This is a genomic window from Paraflavitalea sp. CAU 1676 (genome assembly GCF_029223285.1).
In the GTDB taxonomy this organism is placed as follows: domain Bacteria; phylum Bacteroidota; class Bacteroidia; order Chitinophagales; family Chitinophagaceae; genus Paraflavitalea.
The window spans coordinates 502,296-524,009 of sequence record NZ_JARHUJ010000003.1 but is presented as its reverse complement, the minus strand read 5'-3'; the positions used below and the strand labels follow the sequence as shown (position 1 = coordinate 524,009).

Here is a 21,714-nt window from a genome sequence, read left to right as displayed (position 1 = left end):
TTTTTAGCCCCTCAACCGCCCTAACCATGCTATCTGCAAAGAAAATGGATCGCCTTTTCTTATCTTTCTTGCTAGTGATCTTCAGTGTACAGCCTGCACTTTCTCAGTTTCGGGAAATTTACAAAAGCGCCGACCCCGAAGAGCGTATCAACGGCATTTCTTTCGTTAGCTTTGCAACGGGCTACGTCGCTTTCAAAAATTATATCGGGTTTACCCAGGATGGTGGAAAGACTTTTGTCGGGCGGACGATTAGCTTTGCCAATACTGATTTTAACGGCCAATCCGTAGGGCTTCTTTTCGGATTTACAACCAATGGAGTGGTTGCATTTTCTGCAGATTCTTTGCTCACTTATGGACATTTTGGGACTGAGCCTTCCATTCTTTTTTCCGCCGATGGCGGGAGGAACTGGAAGTTGGTGTTTCATATTGGCGTGAATTTTAATGCTTCGGACTTTAATGAGGGCATCACTGATATTGAATTCCCAGGCAATGGAACAGTCGGTTACGCGGTTCATCATGAACAGGTGCTAAAAACCCTCAATAGAGGTCAATCCTGGATTCCAATCCTGAATTCTCCAGACCAACGCTTAAGAAAATTAAGCTGTCCCTCGGCTGCTATATTGTTTGTTTCTGGTGGCAATAAGCTCTATAAAAGCGTCAACGGTGGTTCTTTGTGGATCAACCAGCCACCGTCTGCCAGTAGTGCCTACCCGAACTACAACAACATTCATTTTGTTACCGACCAGATCGGGTACCTGTCTGACGGTGATTTGAACCAGGTTTATAAAACAGTTAATGGAGGTGGACTTTGGTCGAAAATGAATGATCCCAACGTAGTACCTGCATATGGAAATGACATGTTGTTCCTCAATGACAGCACAGGATTTCTTGCACCGAACGCCTCGGGAATATTAAAAACTACAGATCATGGCAAAACCTGGGAATATTGCAAAAATGAAAACCAATCCCCGGGAGAGTATGGCCCCTTCCTGGCATTATCTTTCGTAAACAGTAATATAGGATGGGCCGGCGGTTACAGTGGCCGTTTGTTGGCGACCACAGACGGAGGTATCGGTACCTTGCCAAAGGCTTACTTTCGGATAGATGTAAGCAATACTTCCGCCACGGGTGTCGTCAATCTCGTAAATTATTCCCGCCAGGGTTACACCTATAGGTGGTTTAAAAATGGCACGTACCTGGGAGGTACCTATCATAGTAACTATATACATGCTTCGTCGGTTTTGCAGGATACTATTATGCTGATTGTTGGGAATGGTCTGGATTCTGATACTTCGGTTCAATTCATAAATTTTAGCCCACCTATTGCCATTACGTCTTTTACACCGGAGGTTGGCTACGCCAATGTCGCCGTCACAATTCGGGGTACCGGATTTGTGAATGTAAATGCCGTCACATTTGGCGGTGTGCCTGCCAGGTACTTCGAGGTAAGATCGGCAACAGAGATCTATACATTGGTAGGTGCAGGCGCCAGCGGTGATGTAAAGGTCTTCAATAATAGTACCAGTGGTTCCAAGGGGGGATTTGTATTTCTCGCGGACCCAAGGTCCGATCAGGCAGTGAAAGCAGTAGACACCATATTGTGCAAAGAAGAGAAGGTTGATTTTATTATTTCAAATACTGAAGCAGATGTACGGTATGAGCTTTGGAATGCTGATAAGAATGTTGCCTTTGGTGGTGGCAAGGGAAATGGAGGTGACCTTCGTTTTACAAGCCTTCCGATCAATAAAAGTGGGATGTATTATGTTTGGGCTACCCGCAGCCACCTTTCTACTGCACGAACCCACATGCTTACGCAAGGAGTGAAGTTAATAGTGGAGCATACCCGGTCGATATTCGCAGCGGATAAAGTAAACGCGGCAGAAAATGAACCCGTGAATTTTTCTAATTATTCAATAGAGGCATCCACCTATCAATGGAGCTTTTCCGGTAATGCAAGTCCTGGTGGATCTACCTCCCCGTCGCCAGTCAATATTACTTATAGCAGTGGCGGGCAAAAGAGACTGTCTTTAATTAGCACCAGTAATTACGGCTGTGCAGATACTGCTACAGGAGACGCTGTATTTATTTTCCGTGAGCCGAAGCCGGAAGAGGTCTGCTATGCCAATAATACCACAGACGATGACACTTATGAGCTGTCCGGTACCCAAACAGATATGCGAAGGGATATTAACGATGGTTACCTGATCTGTGGAATTGGAAATAATCCGCTGATAAAAAGCAGGTATGGTGTTCATAAAAAAATAGCAGGAAGCTCCGTTTCACACCTTTCAAAATATACCCGGGATGGCATATTGAAATGGGTGGACTACATAATCGGGGGCAACATCAATTCGGCTGTTACAGATAAGGATGGAAATACATATATCGCAGGATATTGTCATGCTGCTACCTGGTTCCATTTCAATAATGGCGATTCGATGACGATGGTACCTAAAACAGGCACCAGTTTGCCGACCTATGACAAAGCAAACGGCTTTATCATGAAAGTTGGGCCGAATGGAAAATATATTTGGCATACACTGCTGTTCGACCCATCGGCGAATTGGCAGGGATATCCTGTGGGGGGAGGTTACCCAACCAAGATAGTGCTAAGGGATGATCAGGTCGTGGTTGTGGGATCCTGTTTGGCTAACCTGTCTTACTACCAAAATGGTACGATCTCGCCAATCATGGCGTATCCCAACAGTGTTTACGCAAATGACAACCAAAATAATTTCATACTCAGTATCAGTACCAACGGTAACTATAATTGGAGTGTAAAGGCCCACAATGGAGCAGTAAATCAACGACGGGCATTTTCGGATGTCGCCTTTAATACAGATGGCAGTGTAATTGTTTCCGGCTACTATGAAGGATCGGTAGAAATAAGGGATGCCTTTAATACACCGCTTGATTATAGAAGTAGTTCGGGGGGAGCTGTATTGGGCTACTTGTTGAAACTGGATCGTATGGGTAAACTGGTATGGAACATGCCAACGAGTGCGTTATCGAACTCTATAAATTCGATTGCTATTGATCCTTCAGATTTTATTTACCTGACCGGTTCATCATCGGGATCTGATTTGAGCGAGTCATTTTTGATTCATAATACTGATGGCACAACAACGGCGGCGAGTTATGGCGGTTATTTCATGGCAAAAGTTTCGCCCGCGGGGAAAACCATTTGGACCCAGGGAAGCAGGTATGCCTACAACGGCGGCGGATCGGCGATCTATTGTGATGGGGAACAAGTGTATGTAGCCGGCAGTGCGTTTGGAATGGGGCAAAGGTATTATAACTACAAATTCACCTCTGCCGGAACGGCTCCGGTCGATCTGACGACAACCGCGTCTGAATTTTTTCTGGCCAGATATGACTCCAGTGGTCATCTGGTAAAAATTCAAACAAGCGGAGTGAATGCAGGTGGGTACATGAACCCCAACAGCCTGTACATCGATGGAAAAAATAACCTGTTAATTGGAGGAAACAGTGATCATAATAATGGCGGAAACGGTCAATATTCAATATTTGGCAGTTTGATTAATGCAAGCGATAAGGGAGGCTTTTATGCCAGGATCAATCAGGATCTTTGTGGAACGATCACGAGTTATCCCAAGGCAGGAAATGATACGCTGCTGTGCGCAGGAAGTCCGGTTACATTGGGGCTAGGCAACCCTAATGGTTTTGCCTATTCCTGGAGCGCCAGCGATGGTAGCTTGTCGGCATCGACCCCAACGACAGAGGTAAGACCAATCGTCAATACTACCTATTACGTAAGTCTTACCAATCCATCCGGTGTCGTTACGAAGGATACAATAGTGGTAAAAGTTTTAAGTGTGCCGACGGCTGATGCGGGAGCAGACAGGGTGCTTTGTAAAGGCTCCGCCACGACGATTGGTGTCGCGGTTAGTGGAGATACCTATCAATGGACATCTCTGCCGGCTGGTTTCTCCAGCGTTACTTCAAATCCCGCTATCTCTCCGGCAATAAGCACTACCTATTTTCTCGTGGTGAAAAATGCGACGGGTTGTTTCGCATTTGATACCGTTAACATAAAAATAAACTCGCCTGTTGCCTATGCAGGGGCAGATAAGAGCATTTGTCCGGGAGTACGAACAGAGATTGGCAGGGCCGATTTTGGATATGAATGTGAGTGGACTTCGTTGCCGGCTGGATTCACGAGTGCGGTTCCGAATCCGGTCGTAACTCCGATGGTAAGTACCACCTATTATCTGGTTGTTCGCGATGCTTCGGGCTGTGTAGCTTATGATACTGTCCATATCAATGTCTTTAATCAACCGATAGCAAACGCCGGGCCCGATAGGGAGATTTGCAAAGGCTCCGCCGCGTCCATTGGAGTTCCTGGGTTAGGTAACCTGTACCAATGGACTTCTTATCCCGCTGGATTTACGAGCTCAATACCTGACCCCAGTGTTAACCCTACAGTTACCACACAGTATTTCCTTGCCGTTACCTATGCGGGAGGCTGTGTAGGATATGATACAGTAATTGTTCGGGTGAATGCTGTGAATGCCAATGCCGGAGGAGATAAAAATGTATGTCTCGGAAATAGTGTTAAGATTGGAACTGCAGCGACTGGCGACACCTACCAATGGACGTCCTTACCTGCCGGATTTACCAGCTCATTGGCCGAGCCATCTGTAAGTCCGGCTGTGAACACGACCTATTATTTAACGGTGAGAAATGGAAATGGCTGCGTCGCTTTAGATACAGTAAATGTGTTTGTTGCCAATTTAACGGCTGATGCAGGGAACGATAAGATTATTTGTCGGGGGGATGTAGTCGTCATAACACACAGTGGCTTGCCTGGGAACAGTTATGAATGGTCGTCGATACCTGCAGGACTAAAAACCACTTCCTCTTACTTTAGTGTTATCCCACTGGCTGATATTAAGTATGTTCTGCATGTAAAGAACGTAATGGGGTGCGAAGCATTTGATACGCTTAGCATAAAGGTATTATCCGCTGCTGCCAATGCAGGAGCTGATAAGGAGGTTTGTCCGGGAAGCAGTGTTACAATCGGAACTGCAGCTGAATCCGGGAACACCTATCGTTGGACAAATTCGAACGGAAATTATTCAAGTTCTTTAGCTAATCCGGTAATTACTCCAACGGCAAATGCACGGTATTACCTGGCGGTAACCAATGCAGCTGGATGTACGGCTTATGACACCGTTGAAGTGAGCATGTTGACATTAACGGCGAACGCCGGCCCCGACAAAGAAATTTGCGCAGGGGGCAACGTCTCTATCGGTATGGCCGCTTCTGGTAATACTTATCAATGGACCTCGTTCCCGGCAGGGTTTAACAGTAGTGCTGCCAACCCGGTAGTAGCACCCTTGATCAATACCACGTATTATCTTACAGTCACAGGGGCGACTTGTACAGCATTTGACACTGTTCAGGTCAGGGTCACATCAACTGTGGTAAATGCAGGACCCGATAAGAGCGTTTGTCAGGGAAGCGGTGTCACAATTGGAATTGCTGAAGCTGGCAATACTTATCAATGGACCTCCTTGCCCGCAGGGTTTTCCAGTTCATTGGCTACCCCAACGGTGAGCCCTGCCGCTTCAATGCTTTATTATGTGGCAGTGAAAACGGCAGCAGGATGTACCGCTAATGATACTGTTGAGGTGGAGGTGAAGCCATTGCCCGTTAAGCCGCAGGTTGTATACATCGGAGATGACGGCCTTATGTCTTCCAGCCTTCTCGGAAATCAATGGTACATAGACACAACAACGGCTATTTCGGGTGCCACCAATTTTCGATACAAACCTGGAGCGGATGGTCTGTACAGTGTGCGGGTAACACAAAATGGATGCGTGAGCCCGTTTTCGAATAAATTTGATTATAAAGTTCCGGTGGTAACTGCCATCGGCGATCCGGATGATAATGAAGCAGATATCTTGGTTTATCCTAACCCTGCAAATGATAAAGTAAAGATCACCTTTAACAGGTGGGGGACCAGGCAAGCACAAGTGGCGATTTTTGATGCCCGGGGCAAACAGGTTCTACTGCGCAAGGATGTGAAAAGCGGTGACGTATTGTCGGTAATCCATTTATCAAAAGGAATATATTATGTTCAGGTATCCGACAGTAACCATAAGATAATTACAACGCGGAAATTGATCGTGCAGTGATGGTCATGGCTCATACGGGCTTTCATCTATTCACCACGATCATTTCACAAAATCAACATACATATATTTGAAGTTGATCACCAGCTCACTGAACTTCGACATCACATCCTGTCCCAGGTTGCCGTAATAGAAGCGGTCCTTGCTATTGGCACTGCTGGTTTTCACGTTGAGGTTGGGCACTGTGATCGTGTCGCCGCCTACCATGAACCTGGTGGCCGGCACACGCCAGGCCTTGGAAGTCGCATAGCCGCCCGCACCGCCCTGTTGCATATCGACCAACTTACCTGAAGCCTCTACATCGGCCTTATAATGAAGATAGAACGGCTCGTTCAGATCCGTGATTTGGGCACCTGTATCGAAAGTAAAAGGCAAGAGGTCGCTATTCACGCCGATATTGATCACCGGGGTCAGCTCATCGATCCCGAAATTCCGGATAGACTTATTGACCGCTTCCCGGGGCACTTCAATAAAGCCTGCCTTATCGATCCTTACTTCCTGCAACTGCTCGATCACCGGAAAGCCGATAATGCCATTGATCTTATAGGCACCGCCGGCAAATGACAGCACACTGTCGGGAAAAACGATGAACACGACGTTCTCTACCTCTATATTTCCCAGCTTCAATTGCCTGGCCACGCCCAGTTTCGCATCCACCTCGATGCCCGTGATCGCCCGAACTTTGAACACGACATTCATCACATCCAAACCTGCCTTCGCGGCAAAGCTCTCCGTGATCACCGAAAGATTGGCGCCGGTATCGAATACAAAGTCATAGGTGCTATCGCGAAAGGTGGTCGGTACGTTGATGAGGCCGGCTCTGTCGCGCAAATAGTAGATACGGGTATCCTGTTTGACCAGCGTTCGCTGGGCAGGCACATTCACCAGTCCCTTCCAGATGATATCCGAGTTCAACACATCTTTCCGGTCTTCCTCATTGAGCGTATGGCCGTATTTCGAGAGTAATAGTTCGCTCGCCTGGTGTGCAGCACTATATTGGAATAGCTTCACATGATTGTCGATCCTTTTGCCGAGTAGTTTGCCTAGCTCCTTATCGGAAAACTGCCTACTGTATTGCCGGAAGATCCTGTCGATAACAGCATTGGAAGACTCGAGTTCGTGGAAGAAATTATGGGTAAAGGCCTGCAGGTACAACCGCCGGTGCTGAGGGAGGTCTTTTTGGTGGTCCTTGTTCAACGCCTCGCGCAACTGGAAATACTGTCTGCGCTCCAGCAAACTATCCAACGGTGTGGTTTCCGCGTGTAGGGCAAAAGTGACCATCAATACCACGGCAACGATTAGAACTCTCATAATAAAAGGTTATTCAGGTGGCAAAGTAGTATTAAACAACACCAGAATATTAGTTAAGGATATGTGAATTGTCGCAAACCTGTCATGAGTTGGGGCGGTACGCCCGTTACCTTTGAAAAGCTGGCCCGTCGAAGGGAGGAAGAGCTGGCACGCCCGCCCAGCTTTTCCCGCTCTCGTAAAAATTCCACCCGCTACGGGGCTATCTTTGCCTCCCAAAGGAAAACACATGATCGACTCTCAATCCATATCGTCCAAAGCTGTCCTTATCAATGAACTCATCCGCACCCGCCGTAGCGTCTTCACCCAACAATTCGACCCCGGCAAGCCCATACCGGATGAGATTATCTGGCAAATACTCAACAATGCAAACTGGGCGCCCACCCACAAACGCACCGAGCCCTGGCGTTTCGCTGTCTTTAGTGGTGAAGGGCGTAAAATACTGGCCGAGCAACAGGCCGCTATCTACCAGGAGTTTGCCGGACCTAAATTCAAACAAGGCAAGTACGAACAAATGAAGCAGGTGCCGCTGCTTTGTTCACATATCATTACCATCGGAATGAAACGCCATGCCGATATTCCCGAAATGGAAGAGATTGCCGCCACTGCCGCCGCCGTACAGAACATGCACCTCACGGCTCATGCCTATGGCCTCGGCGCTTATTGGAGCACCGGTGGCATTACTTTCATCGAAGAAGCCAAAGCCCTCTTCAACCTTGCCCCGGAGGATAAGCTGATGGGGTTCTTCTACCTCGGCTATATCAAAGTGCCCGGTACTGACGGTCAGCGTGATCCCATCGAAGAAAAAGTACACTGGATTAAATAAAGACATTCAATAATCAAAGGGGCCCCGCGATCTTCGCGGGGCCCCTTTGATTATCAACGTTGATTCATTTACTCTGATGTAATGATATACTGCGGCCCCTCCGTTACCACCGGCACGGTGACCGAACCATTCTTCACGGGCAGCGGCTTGCGCACCCCTTCTTCCTGGCCATACTCCATCGTCACCAGCACAGCATTGACTGCCTTACCTACATTTACCGTATAGTTCTTCGAAGTAGAACCGTCGTAAGTACCGCGCACCACGTAGTACACTTTCTGTTTGGGGTTGCTTATATGGTCGTACCTCGTAACAGTAACTCCTGTGCTGTCGCCATTCTTTACCATCGTCGACCAGCCTTTGTAATCATGCAGTACACTCATACGTGCGGAATACCAGTACCAGATCGGCATCCGGTGCGACCCGCTATAGGCATACGTGGTAGGGTCAAACTTCTCAACCACCATGAACATCGTGCCGAACGTGCCCGACCCATCAGAAGTATGAAAGTAATTGTATACCGACTCCAATCCATTGTTTACGGCGGCTGCGCGCTCCAGCGTGCGCAGCATGAAATTGGCGGTTACGAGCGTATCGGCAAAGCCGGGAACCGCCTTTACAAAGTAGTCGCTGTTGCCTACTGCATAACCGATCTCCGTCCACCGCAAACCCTTGCCGGGAAAATAACGGTCGCGGAAATTGCGGTAAGCGGTAATGCGCTCCGTAACCTGGAACTGCTCAGGACTCACGGCATGGGCATTTGATCCATGGCTTTGACCACCATAGTTATTATTGATGTATTGGTTGAAACAAAAGCCATCGGCCGGGAATGCCTTGCCGGGATTTTGCCAGTAGTGCAGGAAATACATCGCTTTCCAACGGGTGGTATCTGCCCCCAACAAAGCGCCGAGGTATACTTTGGCAGCAGGGTCCACCGACTTGATGGAATCCCAGGCCACGCGTAATTTCTGGTACATAACCGTGGGGGAGTGGTAGGCCGTGGTACCCAGCCAGTTCTTATCGTCTTCATTACCGATCTCGAATACCTTGATGAGGTCCTGACCGGCGCCTACATTGGTACCTGGTTTACCATATACCTTATAGCTGCTGCCCAGCGAGGAGTTTTTATTGCTGCCCCAGATATGAGTGATCGCTTTCCACATGCGGCCATGGTTTTTGGTCCAGGGCTCGTAGGCTGTGCTGTCTGACCCTGGCGGAATATCCTTGAAGTTATTGGATACCGACAGGGCGTTGTAATCGTCTGCATTCTTCAGGCCGGGCAAATGCTTCACGTTGGCGCCATTGATGTACAGCATAACAGGCGTACCCATTTGCTTGTGAAAGTTGAGCGTTGCCTTGGCGAAATCGCCGTACTTGTCGATCTCGAATGTTTGCCGGTCAACCGGTGCGTTGATATCGTGCGCCCATACGAAAACATTGGAGGGAGAACGGAAGGAGCCATACAAGGGTAATCCACTGCTTAGCTTCATATAGTTATTGTCCTTGCCGCCAATGGCCGACCCACCCTGAAAATGATAGCCAGGATCGGGCAGCTGCACGGCCGCTACGGCCGGTGCAATCGGCGAGCACTTAGCCACCGCATTTCCGTATATGCGGACCTCGCGTACATCGGAAGAAGGATCGACGGTTTCAAATTTAATGAAGCGGATAGGGGAGGCGATGCTGCTGAAATTGCTTTGCAGCAATTCCCATTGATTACGGCCGCCGCCAAACTTTGCCGTGCCTTTCTCTACCCGGTTGCTGTCATATACAGTTATGATCCAGTTGCTGGCGCCGTAGCCATGGAAATAATCGATGGATAGTTTATCGTAACAACTGTCGCCCAACGAAATGAAAAAGGTCATGGGCGAAGCAAAGGCGTTGTTCATGTAATACTCCTGGTCCATCTTGCTGTTCTCCGCGACGCTGTTGTCGAACAGCAGTTCGGGGTTTTTACGTGCCGTGATGTTCCAGAGGTCGCGGCCGGGCGTTACTTTAATAAGATGCGTACCGGCAGGAGCCTGTCGGCTTTCGGCCGATTCGGCGGCGCAACCGGCCAGCACGAGGAGTAAAAGAGGAGAAAACAAACTGAACTTCATTAGAAGATATTAATGATAAATGCAATAATTAGTAGGCGGTTCCGGACAAATATATCTTGAAATTGTCTGGCGGTCAAGTCTATCCGCCACATTCACCAGACGCCCCGTGTATGCCCTGCTTTCGGCAAACCCGCTCTTGTCGACACAGATGGTCATCTTGTCGCAAAATCCCGGTCCCACTCAATAACCCATGCCCATCGGTGGATCGAAAAGGGTATTTTTGTTATTAGATGCAGATATCCCGTAAAAGGTTGGTGAACATCCTGCTGCACGTACTATTTACCACGATCATAGTACTGGTGCCTATCTTTCTCATGCCTCTCAAGGAAGCCGCTCCTGGCGGCGGTTATAATTTCTATAACCTGCCTTCCATCGTATTGACTGCCCTGGCCACCATCGCCTGTTACAGCAGCGCCTATATTTTGTACCCCTATTTCCTCATGCGCAAAAGGATCACGGCCTACCTGTGCATCACCATTGCTACCTGTCTTTTCATCGCTGGCCTATCGGGGTACCTATCCTCTGTATTATTGCCCGAGCCGCCTAGCTTTCTATGGGCGCATATCATCGTGAAGTTCTTCATCGTGTTGTTCGTAATGGGTACTGGCACCGCCTATCGCTTTGTGATGGAAGTGTTCAAGCTCGAGCACAAGCAAAAGGAAAGTATGACCATGGAACTGTCTTTCCTGCGATCGCAGGTAAGCCCGCATTTTATGTTCAATACCCTCAACAGCCTGGTGGCACTGGCGCGGAAAAAGAGCGATAAGCTTGAGCCTGCTTTGATGGAGCTCAGCAACCTGATGCATTATATGCTATATGAGTCTGACCAGGAGAAGGTCTGCCTTTCCAAAGAGATAGACTATATACAGAGTTATATCGACCTGCAAACCCTCCGCTTCGGGCACAATGTGAAGATCATGTTCACCGTGCATAAACCACAGCCAGCCGATCCTTCGATCGAGCCGATGCTGCTGATACCGCTTATCGAGAACGCTTTCAAGCACGGCATTGGCATGATCCACGAGCCGGAGATCGATATCCGGCTGCTCGTTGACCAGCGCGAGCTGCACCTGTCGGTGCATAATAAATACAATGATGCGGTGCACGATACGCGTGATAAGACCTCTGGTATCGGACTCGTCAACCTCGAGCGCCGGCTCCGCATCCTGTATCCGCAAAAACATACCATGAGCCTCCGGAAAGAAGGGGTATATTTCAATGCATCGCTAAAACTACAACTGCATGATTCGTTGTTTGGCTGTTGATGATGAACTGCTTTCGCTCGAGTTGTTGGAAGACAATATCCGGCGCATCCCCTTTCTGCAGTTGGTGGGCAGGTGCTTCAATGCTTATGAAGCACTCGAGATCATGCGTCGTGAACCGGTAGACCTCATCTTTCTGGATATCCAGATGGGCGGCATCACGGGAACCCAGTTCCTGCAAAGCATTTCCACCATGCCGGCGCGGCCCCTGGTGATCTTTGTAACGGCCTATAAGAATTATGCACTGGAAGGGTTCGACCTCGACGTATTGGATTATCTCGTGAAGCCGGTAGCCTTCGAGCGTTTCCTTAAAGCGGTGAATAAGGCGGCCGATTACCTTACGCCAGCTCCTGTCAATTCAGCACCCGAATACTTCTTTGTCAATGTGGAATACAACCTCGTGCGGATCGAAGTGAATGCGATCAATTTTGTAGAAGGACTTAAAGATTATATCAAGATCTACCTGCAGGGTAGCGATAAAGCTGTCATCACCCGGTTACCTATGAAGTCGATTGCTGAGAAGTTACCGGCCAACCGTTTTGTACGTATTCATAAGTCTTATATCATCTCAGTCGACAAGATAACTTCTATTCGCAAGAACCGCATTTACATTCATCAGCACATCATACCCATCAGCGATTCTTATCGCGACGATCTCTTTCGCATCATCGATCCGCAAAAGCTTATTTGAGCCCTCGTAGGGGTAACGCCTTTTGCTGTTGTCTACACATTAGGTAGAAATGTCGCAGAGTTGGTGTTATTGGTATACTTCGTTTTTGTACGTAGTAAGCACGCGGCAATTTTATACCAGTAATATCAACCTTGTATGAAAAATTCACTTGTCGCCTTGCTGCTGGCATTGCTCAGCAGCCTGCCATCCCTTGCACAAAACAATACCCAAACAGTTACGGGCACCGTCATCGACAAAGCTTCCGAGCGTCCGCTCGCCAACGTATCGGTGAGCGTGGTGGGCCTTCGCATCGGCGGCACCACCGACTCGCTCGGCCGCTTTGTTTTGCCCACCGTACCGATCGGTCGGCACCATGTTTCCTTTACCTATATAGGTTACAAAACGGTTACTATACCAGAGGTGCTGGTAACCTCCGGCAAGCAGGTTGTGCTCGATGTGCCGCTCGACCAGCAGATCGCAGCACTCAATGCCGTAACCGTAACCGCAGGAAGAACCCGGAAGGGAATGGCCTCCAATGAATTTGCCGGCAGCAGCGCCCGCTCATTCAGTATGGAAGATGTGACCCGCTACGCCGGCGGGCGCAATGACCCGGCCAAGCTCGCCAGCAATTTCGCCGGCGTGGCCAATACCGACGATTCGCGCAATGATATCGTGGTGCGTGGCAATTCGCCCACCGCGGTATTGTGGCGTATGGAAGGCATTCCTATTCCTAACCCGAATCACTTTTCCACGCTGGGCACCACCGGCGGACCCGTAAGCGCGCTTAATACGAATGCGCTAAAGAACTCCGATTTCTACACCGGCGCCTTCCCGGCCGAATACGGCAATGCCACCGGCGCCGTGTTCGACATCGGCCTGCGCACCGGTAACAAAGACAAATTTGAGAAGACCATCCAGCTCAATATGTTCAGCGGGCTCGAAGGCATGCTGGAAGGTCCACTCGGGAAAAAAGGAAATGGCTCTTCCTTCCTCGTTGGTTACCGGTATTCGTTTGCGCAGATCGGTCAGTCGCTCGGGTTCGATATTGGTACCGAAGCGGTGCCCAAATACCAGGACCTCATTTTTCACCTCAATTTTGCCAAGGGTAAGCTGGGTAAGTTTAGTTTGTTCGGTATGGGGGGCATCAGCAGCATCGACATGATCGGCGCCGATCTCGACTCTACCGATCTCTTCGCCAATAAAGATGAAGATGCCTATTTCAAATCGCGCATTGGTGTAATCGGATTAAAACATACACTCGATCTCGGCCGCAACAGTTATCTCCGTACCCTTGTTTCTTATTCTTATGTGAGCAACGAAGGGTCGATCTATAAATATTATGACTCTTTATCGCAGCGTCAGTTCCTCACCGATCAAAGCACGGTGAATACCGGGCTCCGGTTCTCCTCCTTTGTCAATTCGAAGATCAATGCCCGCTTTACCGTGAGGGGTGGCTTGCTGGCCGAACTGCAGGGACTGGATACCTACCTCCAAACGCGCGAGGACCGTCCGGATTGGGAAACCATTCGCGATTATGATGGTAGTGCCTGGCTGCTGCAGCCTTATGTACAGGGCAAGTATCGCTTTACGGATAAGTTATCGCTCAACGCTGGCCTGCATGGGATCTGGTATGGATTCAATGAAACATCAGCCATTGAACCGCGGGCATCGTTGAGTTATGCCCTGGCATCGAATCAGACGCTGACGGTTAGTTATGGCCTGCACCACCAGCAACAGCCATTGCCTGTGTACCTCTATCAGGAGCGCCTCCCCAATGGAACCTACGATCAGCGCAACCGTGACCTCGGCTTTACCCGGGCGCACCATTATGTGTTGGGGTACGATTGGGCCTTTGCCCGCGACTGGCGGGTCAAGCTCGAAGCTTATCACCAATCGATCAGCAATGCGCCGGTAGAGCGCACGCCGAGTGGCTTTTCGGTGCTGAACAGTGGGGCCGATTTCACCTTTCCTGAAAAGGCCGGACTGGTCAATAGCGGAACGGGTCGCAATACGGGCATAGAGCTGACCCTCGAAAAGTTCTTTAGCAGAGGGTATTACCTGCTTACGACGGCGTCGATCTTCGATGCAAAGTATAAAGGCAGTGACGGCATCGAACGCAACTCTACCTTTAATAATAAGGCAGTGGTGAATGTGCTGGCGGGCAAGGAGTGGAAGATGGGGCGCGATGGACGCAATGCATTCACGATCGATATCAAGGCAACACAGTCGGGCGGCAGGTATTATACGCCGGTGGATATCGAACGTTCAAACTCGAGTGGCTTCGAACAGATTGATGAAACGAAGTACAACAGCTTGCAGTTTTCGGATTACCTGCGGCTGGACACCAGGTTTGGTATTCGCCTCAATAGTGCGAAGCGTAAACTGTCGCACACGTTCTACCTCGATATCCAGAACGTGACCAACCGCGAGAATGCGTTCATGCAGCGGTATAACCGGGTGATGAAGCAGGTAGGGGTGGTGAACCAGGTGGGTTTCTTCCCGGACATACTCTATCGTTTGCAGTTTTAGGATTAAATAAGAAGAACCACTGGCCCTTGCGACCGGCGTCTTTGTTGGTTTGGTAAGGTTAGGATCGGCAGGATGAGCCTGGTCGCGGGGCCTTTGTAAAAACCTACGGTGAAAAATGAAGCAGATTCCCTTTTTTATCGGTGTATTGATGATTATGCCTGCAGTAGAAATGCTGGCGGGCGTTCAGCACGAACCCTGGCGAAGTAGAAAGCGACTGTTGCCTGGTGACCGGAAAGTCAATCGGCCGAATGGTTATGGGGTGGGTACCTTGATGTATGCGGAGCAGGCCATATTGCATGAAGCGATCAAGGAGGATATCGGAAATGAAGCGGCATTGTATTGGGTGGGCGGGGGCGATGGTGCGCAGGATGTGGTGAGCAGGTTGGGACTCGATACGATCATGGATAATATTAAGTATGTCTCTATAGAGGATTGCTGGTACCGGATACGGCGACAGGTAAGCCGTACGATGCCGGTATCGAAACTCATTGCCGGCGCAGGTGCCAGGGTGTTACACAATGCAGTACAATTGGTGAAGGGGAGTCAGCGACAAGTGGCTTACCCGGTATTGGGTGCAGCACCTGTAGCCGGCACCCATAATTGTGTGCCGCCACCGAACGCCGGCCACCAGGTGATGATCACCTTGTTTGCCGAAGAGGGCGGCTTGCTGTCGGATGGCGTTGACGATAGCTCCGTCGAGATGGCGGTCGTAGTGGATCGGTTTCAGGCCCTGGCCTGAAACCGCCAGTCCCTGACTGCAAAACGACACCGTTGAACAGTGACCCCAATTGGGTGGCTTTTCCAACACGCAGCACCCCATATTTTCTTATCACTTTCTAATTCCTGCCCTCCTCAATACCAGTTATTTTTGCTGTGGTTCAGTAGCAGGTCCGCCATCGGACATGCTTTTTTAAACGGAAATGCATGAAGATATTACTGGTTGAAGATGAGGTGTCTGTGGCTACTATGGTCAAAAAAGGTTTAAGTGAGAGCGGCTATGCGGTGACCGTAGCGCCCGACGGAAAATCCGGGTTGGATATGGGCATTTCCAGTGCCTATGATGTCATGATCCTCGATATCATGCTACCCGGCATCAACGGTCTGGAGTTGTGTAAACGCCTCCGGCGCGATGGGGTCGATACGCCCATTCTGATGCTGACCGCCCTTGGTACCACCGAGAATATTGTGGCCGGGCTTGACGGCGGCGCCGATGATTATCTCGTAAAGCCTTTTAAGTTTGCTGAGCTCGAAGCCCGGCTGCGGACGCTTAACCGTCGCAAGTCGGGTGGCGCCAAATCGACCGACCTTCTGCACATCGGCGACATCACCGTCAATACCGCTGCCAGGAATGTCATCCGGCACGGAGTAGAGATCACGCTTACCTCTACTGAATACCGGTTGCTGGAGTTCATGGTTCGCAATCGCGGCCGCGTTCTGTCGCGCATAGAATTGCTGGAGAATGTTTGGGGCATCGACTTCAACATGGGCACTAATGTGGTGGATGTTTATGTCAATTACCTGCGCAAGAAACTCGGCAACGACCACGACCGCAAACTCATTCATACCGTTATTGGAATGGGTTATATAATAAAAGAGCAATAGGCATGAGGATCCAGGTAAAAACGGCCTTGCTCTTTACGCTTGTCACCGCCGGGATCATCCTGTTCCTCAGTATTGTGGTGTACTACTTCGCCAGCCGTTTTACCTTCAATGATTTTCACAAGCGGCTCGAGCTGCGGGCCAGGATCACGGCCCGCATTCACCTGGACAAGGATGAATCATCCACCGCGGCCTTCCAGGAGCTCCGGCAGCAATATCTCACCGCTTTGCCTTACGAGCAGTTTTATATCCTCCGGTATGATAGCGCCACCAAAAGTGTCAGCAACGACCCGGGCCCCAAGCTCCCCTGGACCTTTTACCAAACCATCGCCAAGTCCGACGGACGCACAGCTTACACCTCTGTAGATCATGTAGAATACGCTGGAATTTTGTACCGTAATAAACAGGGAGGTCAGTTCCTGGTGATCAGTTCGGCCATAAATGTGTACGGAGAGAAGCTAATAAAGAATCTACAAGAAGCGCTGATTATCACATTTGTTATGGGTGTTATCGTCGTTTTTACTGTTGGTTTGTTCTTTTCCCGGCGAGTCTTTTATCCGGTACGTAACATCACCCACCAGGTGAAGGACATTAGTGCGCACAACCTGCACATGCGCTTACCGGAAGTAGGAGGCGGGGATGAGCTTACCGAGCTGGCACAGACGTTTAATAACATGCTCGACCGCCTGGAGACCTCTTTCGAAACCCAGAACAATTTTGTGAGCAATGCCTCCCACGAATTCCGCACACCACTTACGACGATTATCGGCGAATCGGAGCTTGCCCTGTCGAAGTTCCGCACCGAGCAGGAATACAAGCAAACTTTACAGGTAATCCAGCATGAGGCTTCGAAACTCCAGCATCTTACGAAGAGTTTACTCCAGCTGGCGCAGTCGGGTTTCGATGGCATGAAGCAGGAGTGGGGGCTTATCAGGATGGATGAACTGGTCATGAATGTGAAGCACACGACCGACGAAATAGAGCCCAATAACCGGGTAAAGATTTCGCTCCACATGCCCGACGACGAGCGGCAGATCACTGCCCAGGGGAGTGATCACCTGTTGCACCTGGCTTTGAGTAATATTGTATTAAACGCGTGTAAGTACTCTGATAATAAATCAGTTTTGTTGTCGCTAACATACTCCGAAAAGCGCATCATGATCGTGGTCGTCGACGAAGGGATCGGCATCCCGGCAGGGGAGTTGAAGCATATTTTTGACCCTTTCTTCCGGGCTACCAATACCAACCACTATGAAGGGTATGGGATCGGACTACCCCTTACGCACACCATTCTTCGCCTGCACAAGGGTGATATTAAGGTGCAGTCGAGCGAGGGAAAAGGTACCACCGTCGTGGTGACTGTGCCGGCTTTGGGGTGACCTCTGGACCGTGCGGGAAACCGATCCAATCGATCCGCCGATCAGCATCATCGGATGGCTCCTTTTAACTCCACCGTAATTAGTTATGTTAAATAGGGCTTCTTCTTATGGCGCTTTAATGTCATTTATCAGTTTCTAATCATCATCTCACCAGCTTCTAATTGGAGGCTTAAGCCAGCCTAATGGCCACGTTGCACTTTTGTATCCGATAACCAATTGTTGATACAAAAAAGAAACGATGAGAAATGTATTAATCCCTACAGACTTTTCTGTAGCGTCTATTGAACTGGTTGATAAAACCGCCCAATCGCTGGAAGGTGAGTCGCTGAACATCATCCTGTTCCATGCATTCGAGATTCCCTTTTTTGTAAGTGATCTGTACGACCTCAAGGGGAAGCTGCCTTATGCAGAGCTGGTGACCGAGCCATTCCGTAACGCCTGTAAAAGGGTCAAGCTCCAGCATCCCAAAGCTATCCGCAGTATCGTGATCCGGCATCAATACGGTAATACAGCAGCCGTATTCAGGAATTTTGTCGATGCCAATGATATAGACCTCATCATTTGTCCCGATTTCTATGTGTACCAGGCCGTGCATACCGGCAGCGTAAATCCGGTACCGATGTTCCAGAAAGGCGGCATACCGATGATGAAAGAGTTCAAGCCCAAACGCAAAGTAGCCGAAGAAACGGCTCCTCAGCCAGAGGCTACTGAGTTCAGGATGGAAGAAAATACTTACACCAAAGAAAGAAATTATGCTGTTAAAGAAGAACATTCCCTTTCGCTACATATTCGGCAAAATACAGTATGAGCTATTGGTCATCCTGATCTACACCACCATCATTGCCCTGTTGCATGAGTTCGATAAGGTGCTACCAATCTCGATACCGTTGGCCATACCGGCCTTGCTGGGCACAGTGATCTCGCTGCTGCTGGGTTTCCGGAGTAACCAGGCCTATGATCGCTGGTGGGAAGCCCGCCATATCTGGGGCGCCATCGTGAATGAATCCCGGACACTGGCTCGCCAGATACTGACCTTTACCGATATCGCGGAAGAAGGCGACGATGTACATTATTTCCGCGACCGGGTGATCCGCCGGCAGATCGCCTGGTGTTATAGCCTGGGGCAGGGTTTACGTGGAATATCGGCCCGGCAGGGGCTCGACAAATACCTCAGCAAACGCGAAATGGAGGCTCTGGGGCATTATACAAATGTGCCGGCAGCATTGCTCGAACAGCATGGGCGCGACCTGAAACGGGCGCTGGAGAATGGCTGGATCAATCGTTACCAGCAGGTAGAACTCGACCGCACCGTGACCCGGTTGTGCGATGCGATGGGCAAATGTGAGCGGATCAAGAATACGGTATTCCCGCACACGTACAGCTTGTATATCCATTTCTCGTTGTTGCTGTTCATAGCGCTGTTGCCATTTGGCGTGATCGAATACTTCGGGTTCCTGGAGATCCCGTTGGTGATGGCGGTGTCGGCTTCGTTCTTATTGATCGAAAAGATGGCGATCCACCTGCAGGATCCTTTCGAGAACAAGCCCACGGATACGCCGATGACGACCATCGCCCGGAACATCGAGCGCGACCTGCGCCAGATGATCCGCGACCAGGAGATGCCCGAACAGGAGTTCGAGCGTCCGGCGAGAGCCTTTTACGTTTTGTAGATTTACACCATAACAATAAATGACGCCTGGCATGTCTATGCCGGGCGTTCGTGTTGGTAGGAAGCCGGATGGTGGGTTCGACGAATTAGTCGCGGTGTATAGCCGCCTGGAACAGTCTGGCGGCCGTCTGCTAGCAAGACCAGTATTGGTTGTCGCCCAGCTTTGCTAAAAGGTCGATTTTGGCCGCCTTTAACCGGGTTCTGTATACGGCGCCAGGTCTTGTTTGTTTTCATATACGCGATTCTCAGCGCCTTCATTTTTACGCCTAAAATGCCTGGCTTTCACCCGGATTTCCCCAAAACCGGTAAGTGCTGTGTATAAGTAATGGTCTTGTTCTTTCTAATCTTGGGTAGTTTTGGTCTAAATGGCCCAGATGCGCAATATCAATATCGACGAGGAGACCTACCGGTTCTTACAGTCTAAAGCAATTCCCTACGAGGAGCAGCCAGTGGATACCATAAAAAGGCTCCTGGGAATTACCATCAAATCAATTGATAATCAACATATTAAGGTAGAGCCTAATAATTCTAATGCCATTTCCTCTAATGAAATGACCAAGGAGGCTAGTGCTACGCCTGTGCAGGACAAGCGGCAGGAGCTAAGGGACTTCTATTCTAAATTATTAGAAAGAAACAGCTCTAATGTGGGAGAAAAAGATAAGAATACCGCTCTAAACGTCGACAACTCTAATAAATCATTAGAACTAAACTCTAAACGGCCTGCCTCATTAGAGCAACACTCTAATTCTAACGCTAGCAGCTCTAATTCTAATACTCTTAAAGACAAGTCATTAGAAACAAATTCTAATTCTAATTCTAATTCTAATACCCATTCCTCCCTGTTTTCATCTAATAACAAGGCGATGTTGGACCCCGCAGCGGTAAAAGCGGACGGAAACTCTAATATTTCTAAGTATAGCGCTGGCAATCCGGTTAAAAACAAAAAGAAACCCAAGACCAGTTTGCCCGAGCTACTCAGGGCTGGGTTGTTGAAAGAAAACGAGCGGGTTATTTTCCAGAATTACCGCGGCGTCAAATTTCCGCAGTACGAAGTGACTATAGTAGACGGAATGTTGAAATGGAATAACAACCGGTATTCGATGAGCGACCTGGCCAGTAAGCTCCTGAAGGACCTGGATCCGGCGCAAGACAATGAATTCGTGCGTGGCCCGATCTTATGGGTCAATGTGGCTGGCAAAACCATGGCCGACCTCTGGGATGTTTACCTGGCTCAAAAAGGCGCCTGATGGAGTTATAGAGCGAGAAACCAGAAATGGGCCAGCAGCGAGGCCCGAAAAACACTTCAAATATTGTTGGCTGGGCGGTCCGCTGACCGAATCAAAGCGTCAGGCGGGCGAAATTTGGCTCCTTAAGCCGGGCAGAATTCCGGTGCTATTTGCTGCAGGGCGGTCCGCAGATCGAATTAAAGCGTCAGGCGGACCCAATTTGAACCTCCGGTATGCCGTCCGGATCGTTTACCAAACCCGAGCATCCATTGGGGCCAAAAGGAGCGTAGTGCGCCCAGCTTGGGTGCAATCAGTTTCAATTAACTGCCAAAATTTATGGGAGATTTTGCTGTGTGGGCCAATGCTGCGCCTCGTTGCCGGAGGCCGGCTGCAGGCCGCCTAAAACGGCAGCTGAAGGCTTCTGAATGCACAGCCGGTTACAAGTAACCCGGACCTGACTCAGCATCCAATGCCAAACATTGCAAGGATGATGAGCAACCATTCGAGTCCTCCGGGCATTGAATTAAGTTTCATGGTAATAATTTGAGTAAATGTATTCAAGCGCATCGAATCCTGCAAGCACAGAATTTATTCTCAAACCGTTGAACTTAAGCTTTGCCAGAATCGTATATAATGCAAGCGCAGACTGGTTTTCAGCTATAATAAACCTGTCTGCGCTTTCTGTTTATAATTAACGTTATGTTAAATAGCATCTCATATTTAAAAGGCGAAATCTTCCGCCTTGCACTTAACTAAGCCCCTTTTTCAATTTTTCTGGTTGTTCAAACTCCAACCCCAGTTACAAAAATCAAAAAGTTAGAGATAGCAAAAACTCAATTTTGCCATCATTCAGGTGCCTAAGTCAAAGAACTACAGTGTAATATACGGAATTTCAACGTTAAAGGATAGGCAAATACCCTATTATTTGTTTGACATAAGTCAAAGAATTGGCGGGAAAATTCGCCCCTACGCTGCGCTTCGGGGAATTAAAG

14 protein-coding genes are annotated in these 21,714 nt (G+C 49.2%); 11 read left to right on the top strand and 3 right to left on the bottom strand.

From position 1 onward, the window contains the following. The first annotated feature begins 26 nt into the window (after positions 1-26). On the top strand, positions 27-6,161 hold the full coding sequence (locus P2H89_RS11085; RefSeq protein WP_275826807.1) for a T9SS type A sorting domain-containing protein: 6,135 nt from the start codon (positions 27-29) through the stop codon (positions 6,159-6,161). Between the two features lie 39 nt (positions 6,162-6,200). Here the strand turns inward: P2H89_RS11085 and P2H89_RS11080 are convergent, their stop codons facing one another. Then, positions 6,201-7,469 carry a retropepsin-like aspartic protease gene (locus tag P2H89_RS11080; protein WP_275826806.1) on the bottom strand — a complete coding sequence of 423 codons (1,269 nt, stop codon included), beginning with the start codon at positions 7,467-7,469 and terminating at the stop codon, positions 6,201-6,203. 226 nt (positions 7,470-7,695) lie between these two features. Here P2H89_RS11080 and P2H89_RS11075 point away from each other — a divergent pair, with 226 nt between their 5' ends. Then, complete coding sequence (locus tag P2H89_RS11075) at positions 7,696-8,292, top strand: nitroreductase (RefSeq protein ID WP_275826805.1); 597 nt, start codon at positions 7,696-7,698, stop codon at positions 8,290-8,292. A gap of 68 nt (positions 8,293-8,360) precedes the next feature. Here the strand turns inward: P2H89_RS11075 and P2H89_RS11070 are convergent, their stop codons facing one another. Continuing rightward, positions 8,361-10,388: a hypothetical protein gene (locus tag P2H89_RS11070; protein WP_275826804.1), complete on the bottom strand. Its 2,028-nt coding sequence runs from the start codon at positions 10,386-10,388 to the stop codon at positions 8,361-8,363. Between the two features lie 230 nt (positions 10,389-10,618). Here P2H89_RS11070 and P2H89_RS11065 point away from each other — a divergent pair, with 230 nt between their 5' ends. The 8 genes from P2H89_RS11065 to P2H89_RS11030 all read left to right on the top strand — a co-directional run bounded on the left by P2H89_RS11065 (position 10,619) and on the right by P2H89_RS11030 (position 19,497). Then, complete coding sequence (locus tag P2H89_RS11065; protein ID WP_275826803.1) at positions 10,619-11,653, top strand: histidine kinase; 1,035 nt, start codon at positions 10,619-10,621, stop codon at positions 11,651-11,653. Further along, positions 11,631-12,341, top strand: coding sequence for a LytTR family DNA-binding domain-containing protein (locus P2H89_RS11060; RefSeq protein WP_275826802.1), 711 nt, complete (start codon positions 11,631-11,633; stop codon positions 12,339-12,341). Before P2H89_RS11065 ends, P2H89_RS11060 begins: the two co-directional genes overlap by 23 nt. A gap of 135 nt (positions 12,342-12,476) precedes the next feature. Further along, positions 12,477-14,849 carry a TonB-dependent receptor gene (locus P2H89_RS11055; RefSeq protein WP_275826801.1) on the top strand — a complete coding sequence of 791 codons (2,373 nt, stop codon included), beginning with the start codon at positions 12,477-12,479 and terminating at the stop codon, positions 14,847-14,849. 115 nt (positions 14,850-14,964) lie between these two features. Next, complete coding sequence (locus tag P2H89_RS11050) at positions 14,965-15,588, top strand: hypothetical protein (protein WP_275826800.1); 624 nt, start codon at positions 14,965-14,967, stop codon at positions 15,586-15,588. 185 nt (positions 15,589-15,773) lie between these two features. Beyond that, positions 15,774-16,451: a response regulator transcription factor gene (locus P2H89_RS11045; RefSeq protein WP_275826799.1), complete on the top strand. Its 678-nt coding sequence runs from the start codon at positions 15,774-15,776 to the stop codon at positions 16,449-16,451. 2 nt (positions 16,452-16,453) lie between these two features. Continuing rightward, a complete protein-coding gene (locus tag P2H89_RS11040) occupies positions 16,454-17,827 on the top strand; it encodes a HAMP domain-containing sensor histidine kinase (protein ID WP_275826798.1) in 1,374 nt (457 codons plus the stop codon). Between the two features lie 238 nt (positions 17,828-18,065). After that, complete coding sequence (locus P2H89_RS11035) at positions 18,066-18,635, top strand: hypothetical protein (RefSeq protein WP_275826797.1); 570 nt, start codon at positions 18,066-18,068, stop codon at positions 18,633-18,635. Further along, positions 18,580-19,497, top strand: coding sequence for a bestrophin family ion channel (locus tag P2H89_RS11030; RefSeq protein WP_275826796.1), 918 nt, complete (start codon positions 18,580-18,582; stop codon positions 19,495-19,497). The genes P2H89_RS11035 and P2H89_RS11030 overlap by 56 nt, the downstream gene beginning before the upstream one ends. A gap of 609 nt (positions 19,498-20,106) precedes the next feature. Here P2H89_RS11030 and P2H89_RS11025 read toward each other — a convergent pair. Continuing rightward, the gene (locus P2H89_RS11025) at positions 20,107-20,451 is read right to left on the bottom strand and encodes a hypothetical protein (protein ID WP_275826795.1); all 345 of its coding nucleotides are present in this window, start codon (positions 20,449-20,451) and stop codon (positions 20,107-20,109) included. Positions 20,452-20,458: 7 nt separating this feature from the next. On the opposite strand from P2H89_RS11025, the gene P2H89_RS11020 reads away from it, so the two are divergent. Beyond that, complete coding sequence (locus P2H89_RS11020; RefSeq protein ID WP_275826794.1) at positions 20,459-20,743, top strand: hypothetical protein; 285 nt, start codon at positions 20,459-20,461, stop codon at positions 20,741-20,743. Positions 20,744-21,714: the final 971 nt, after the last annotated feature.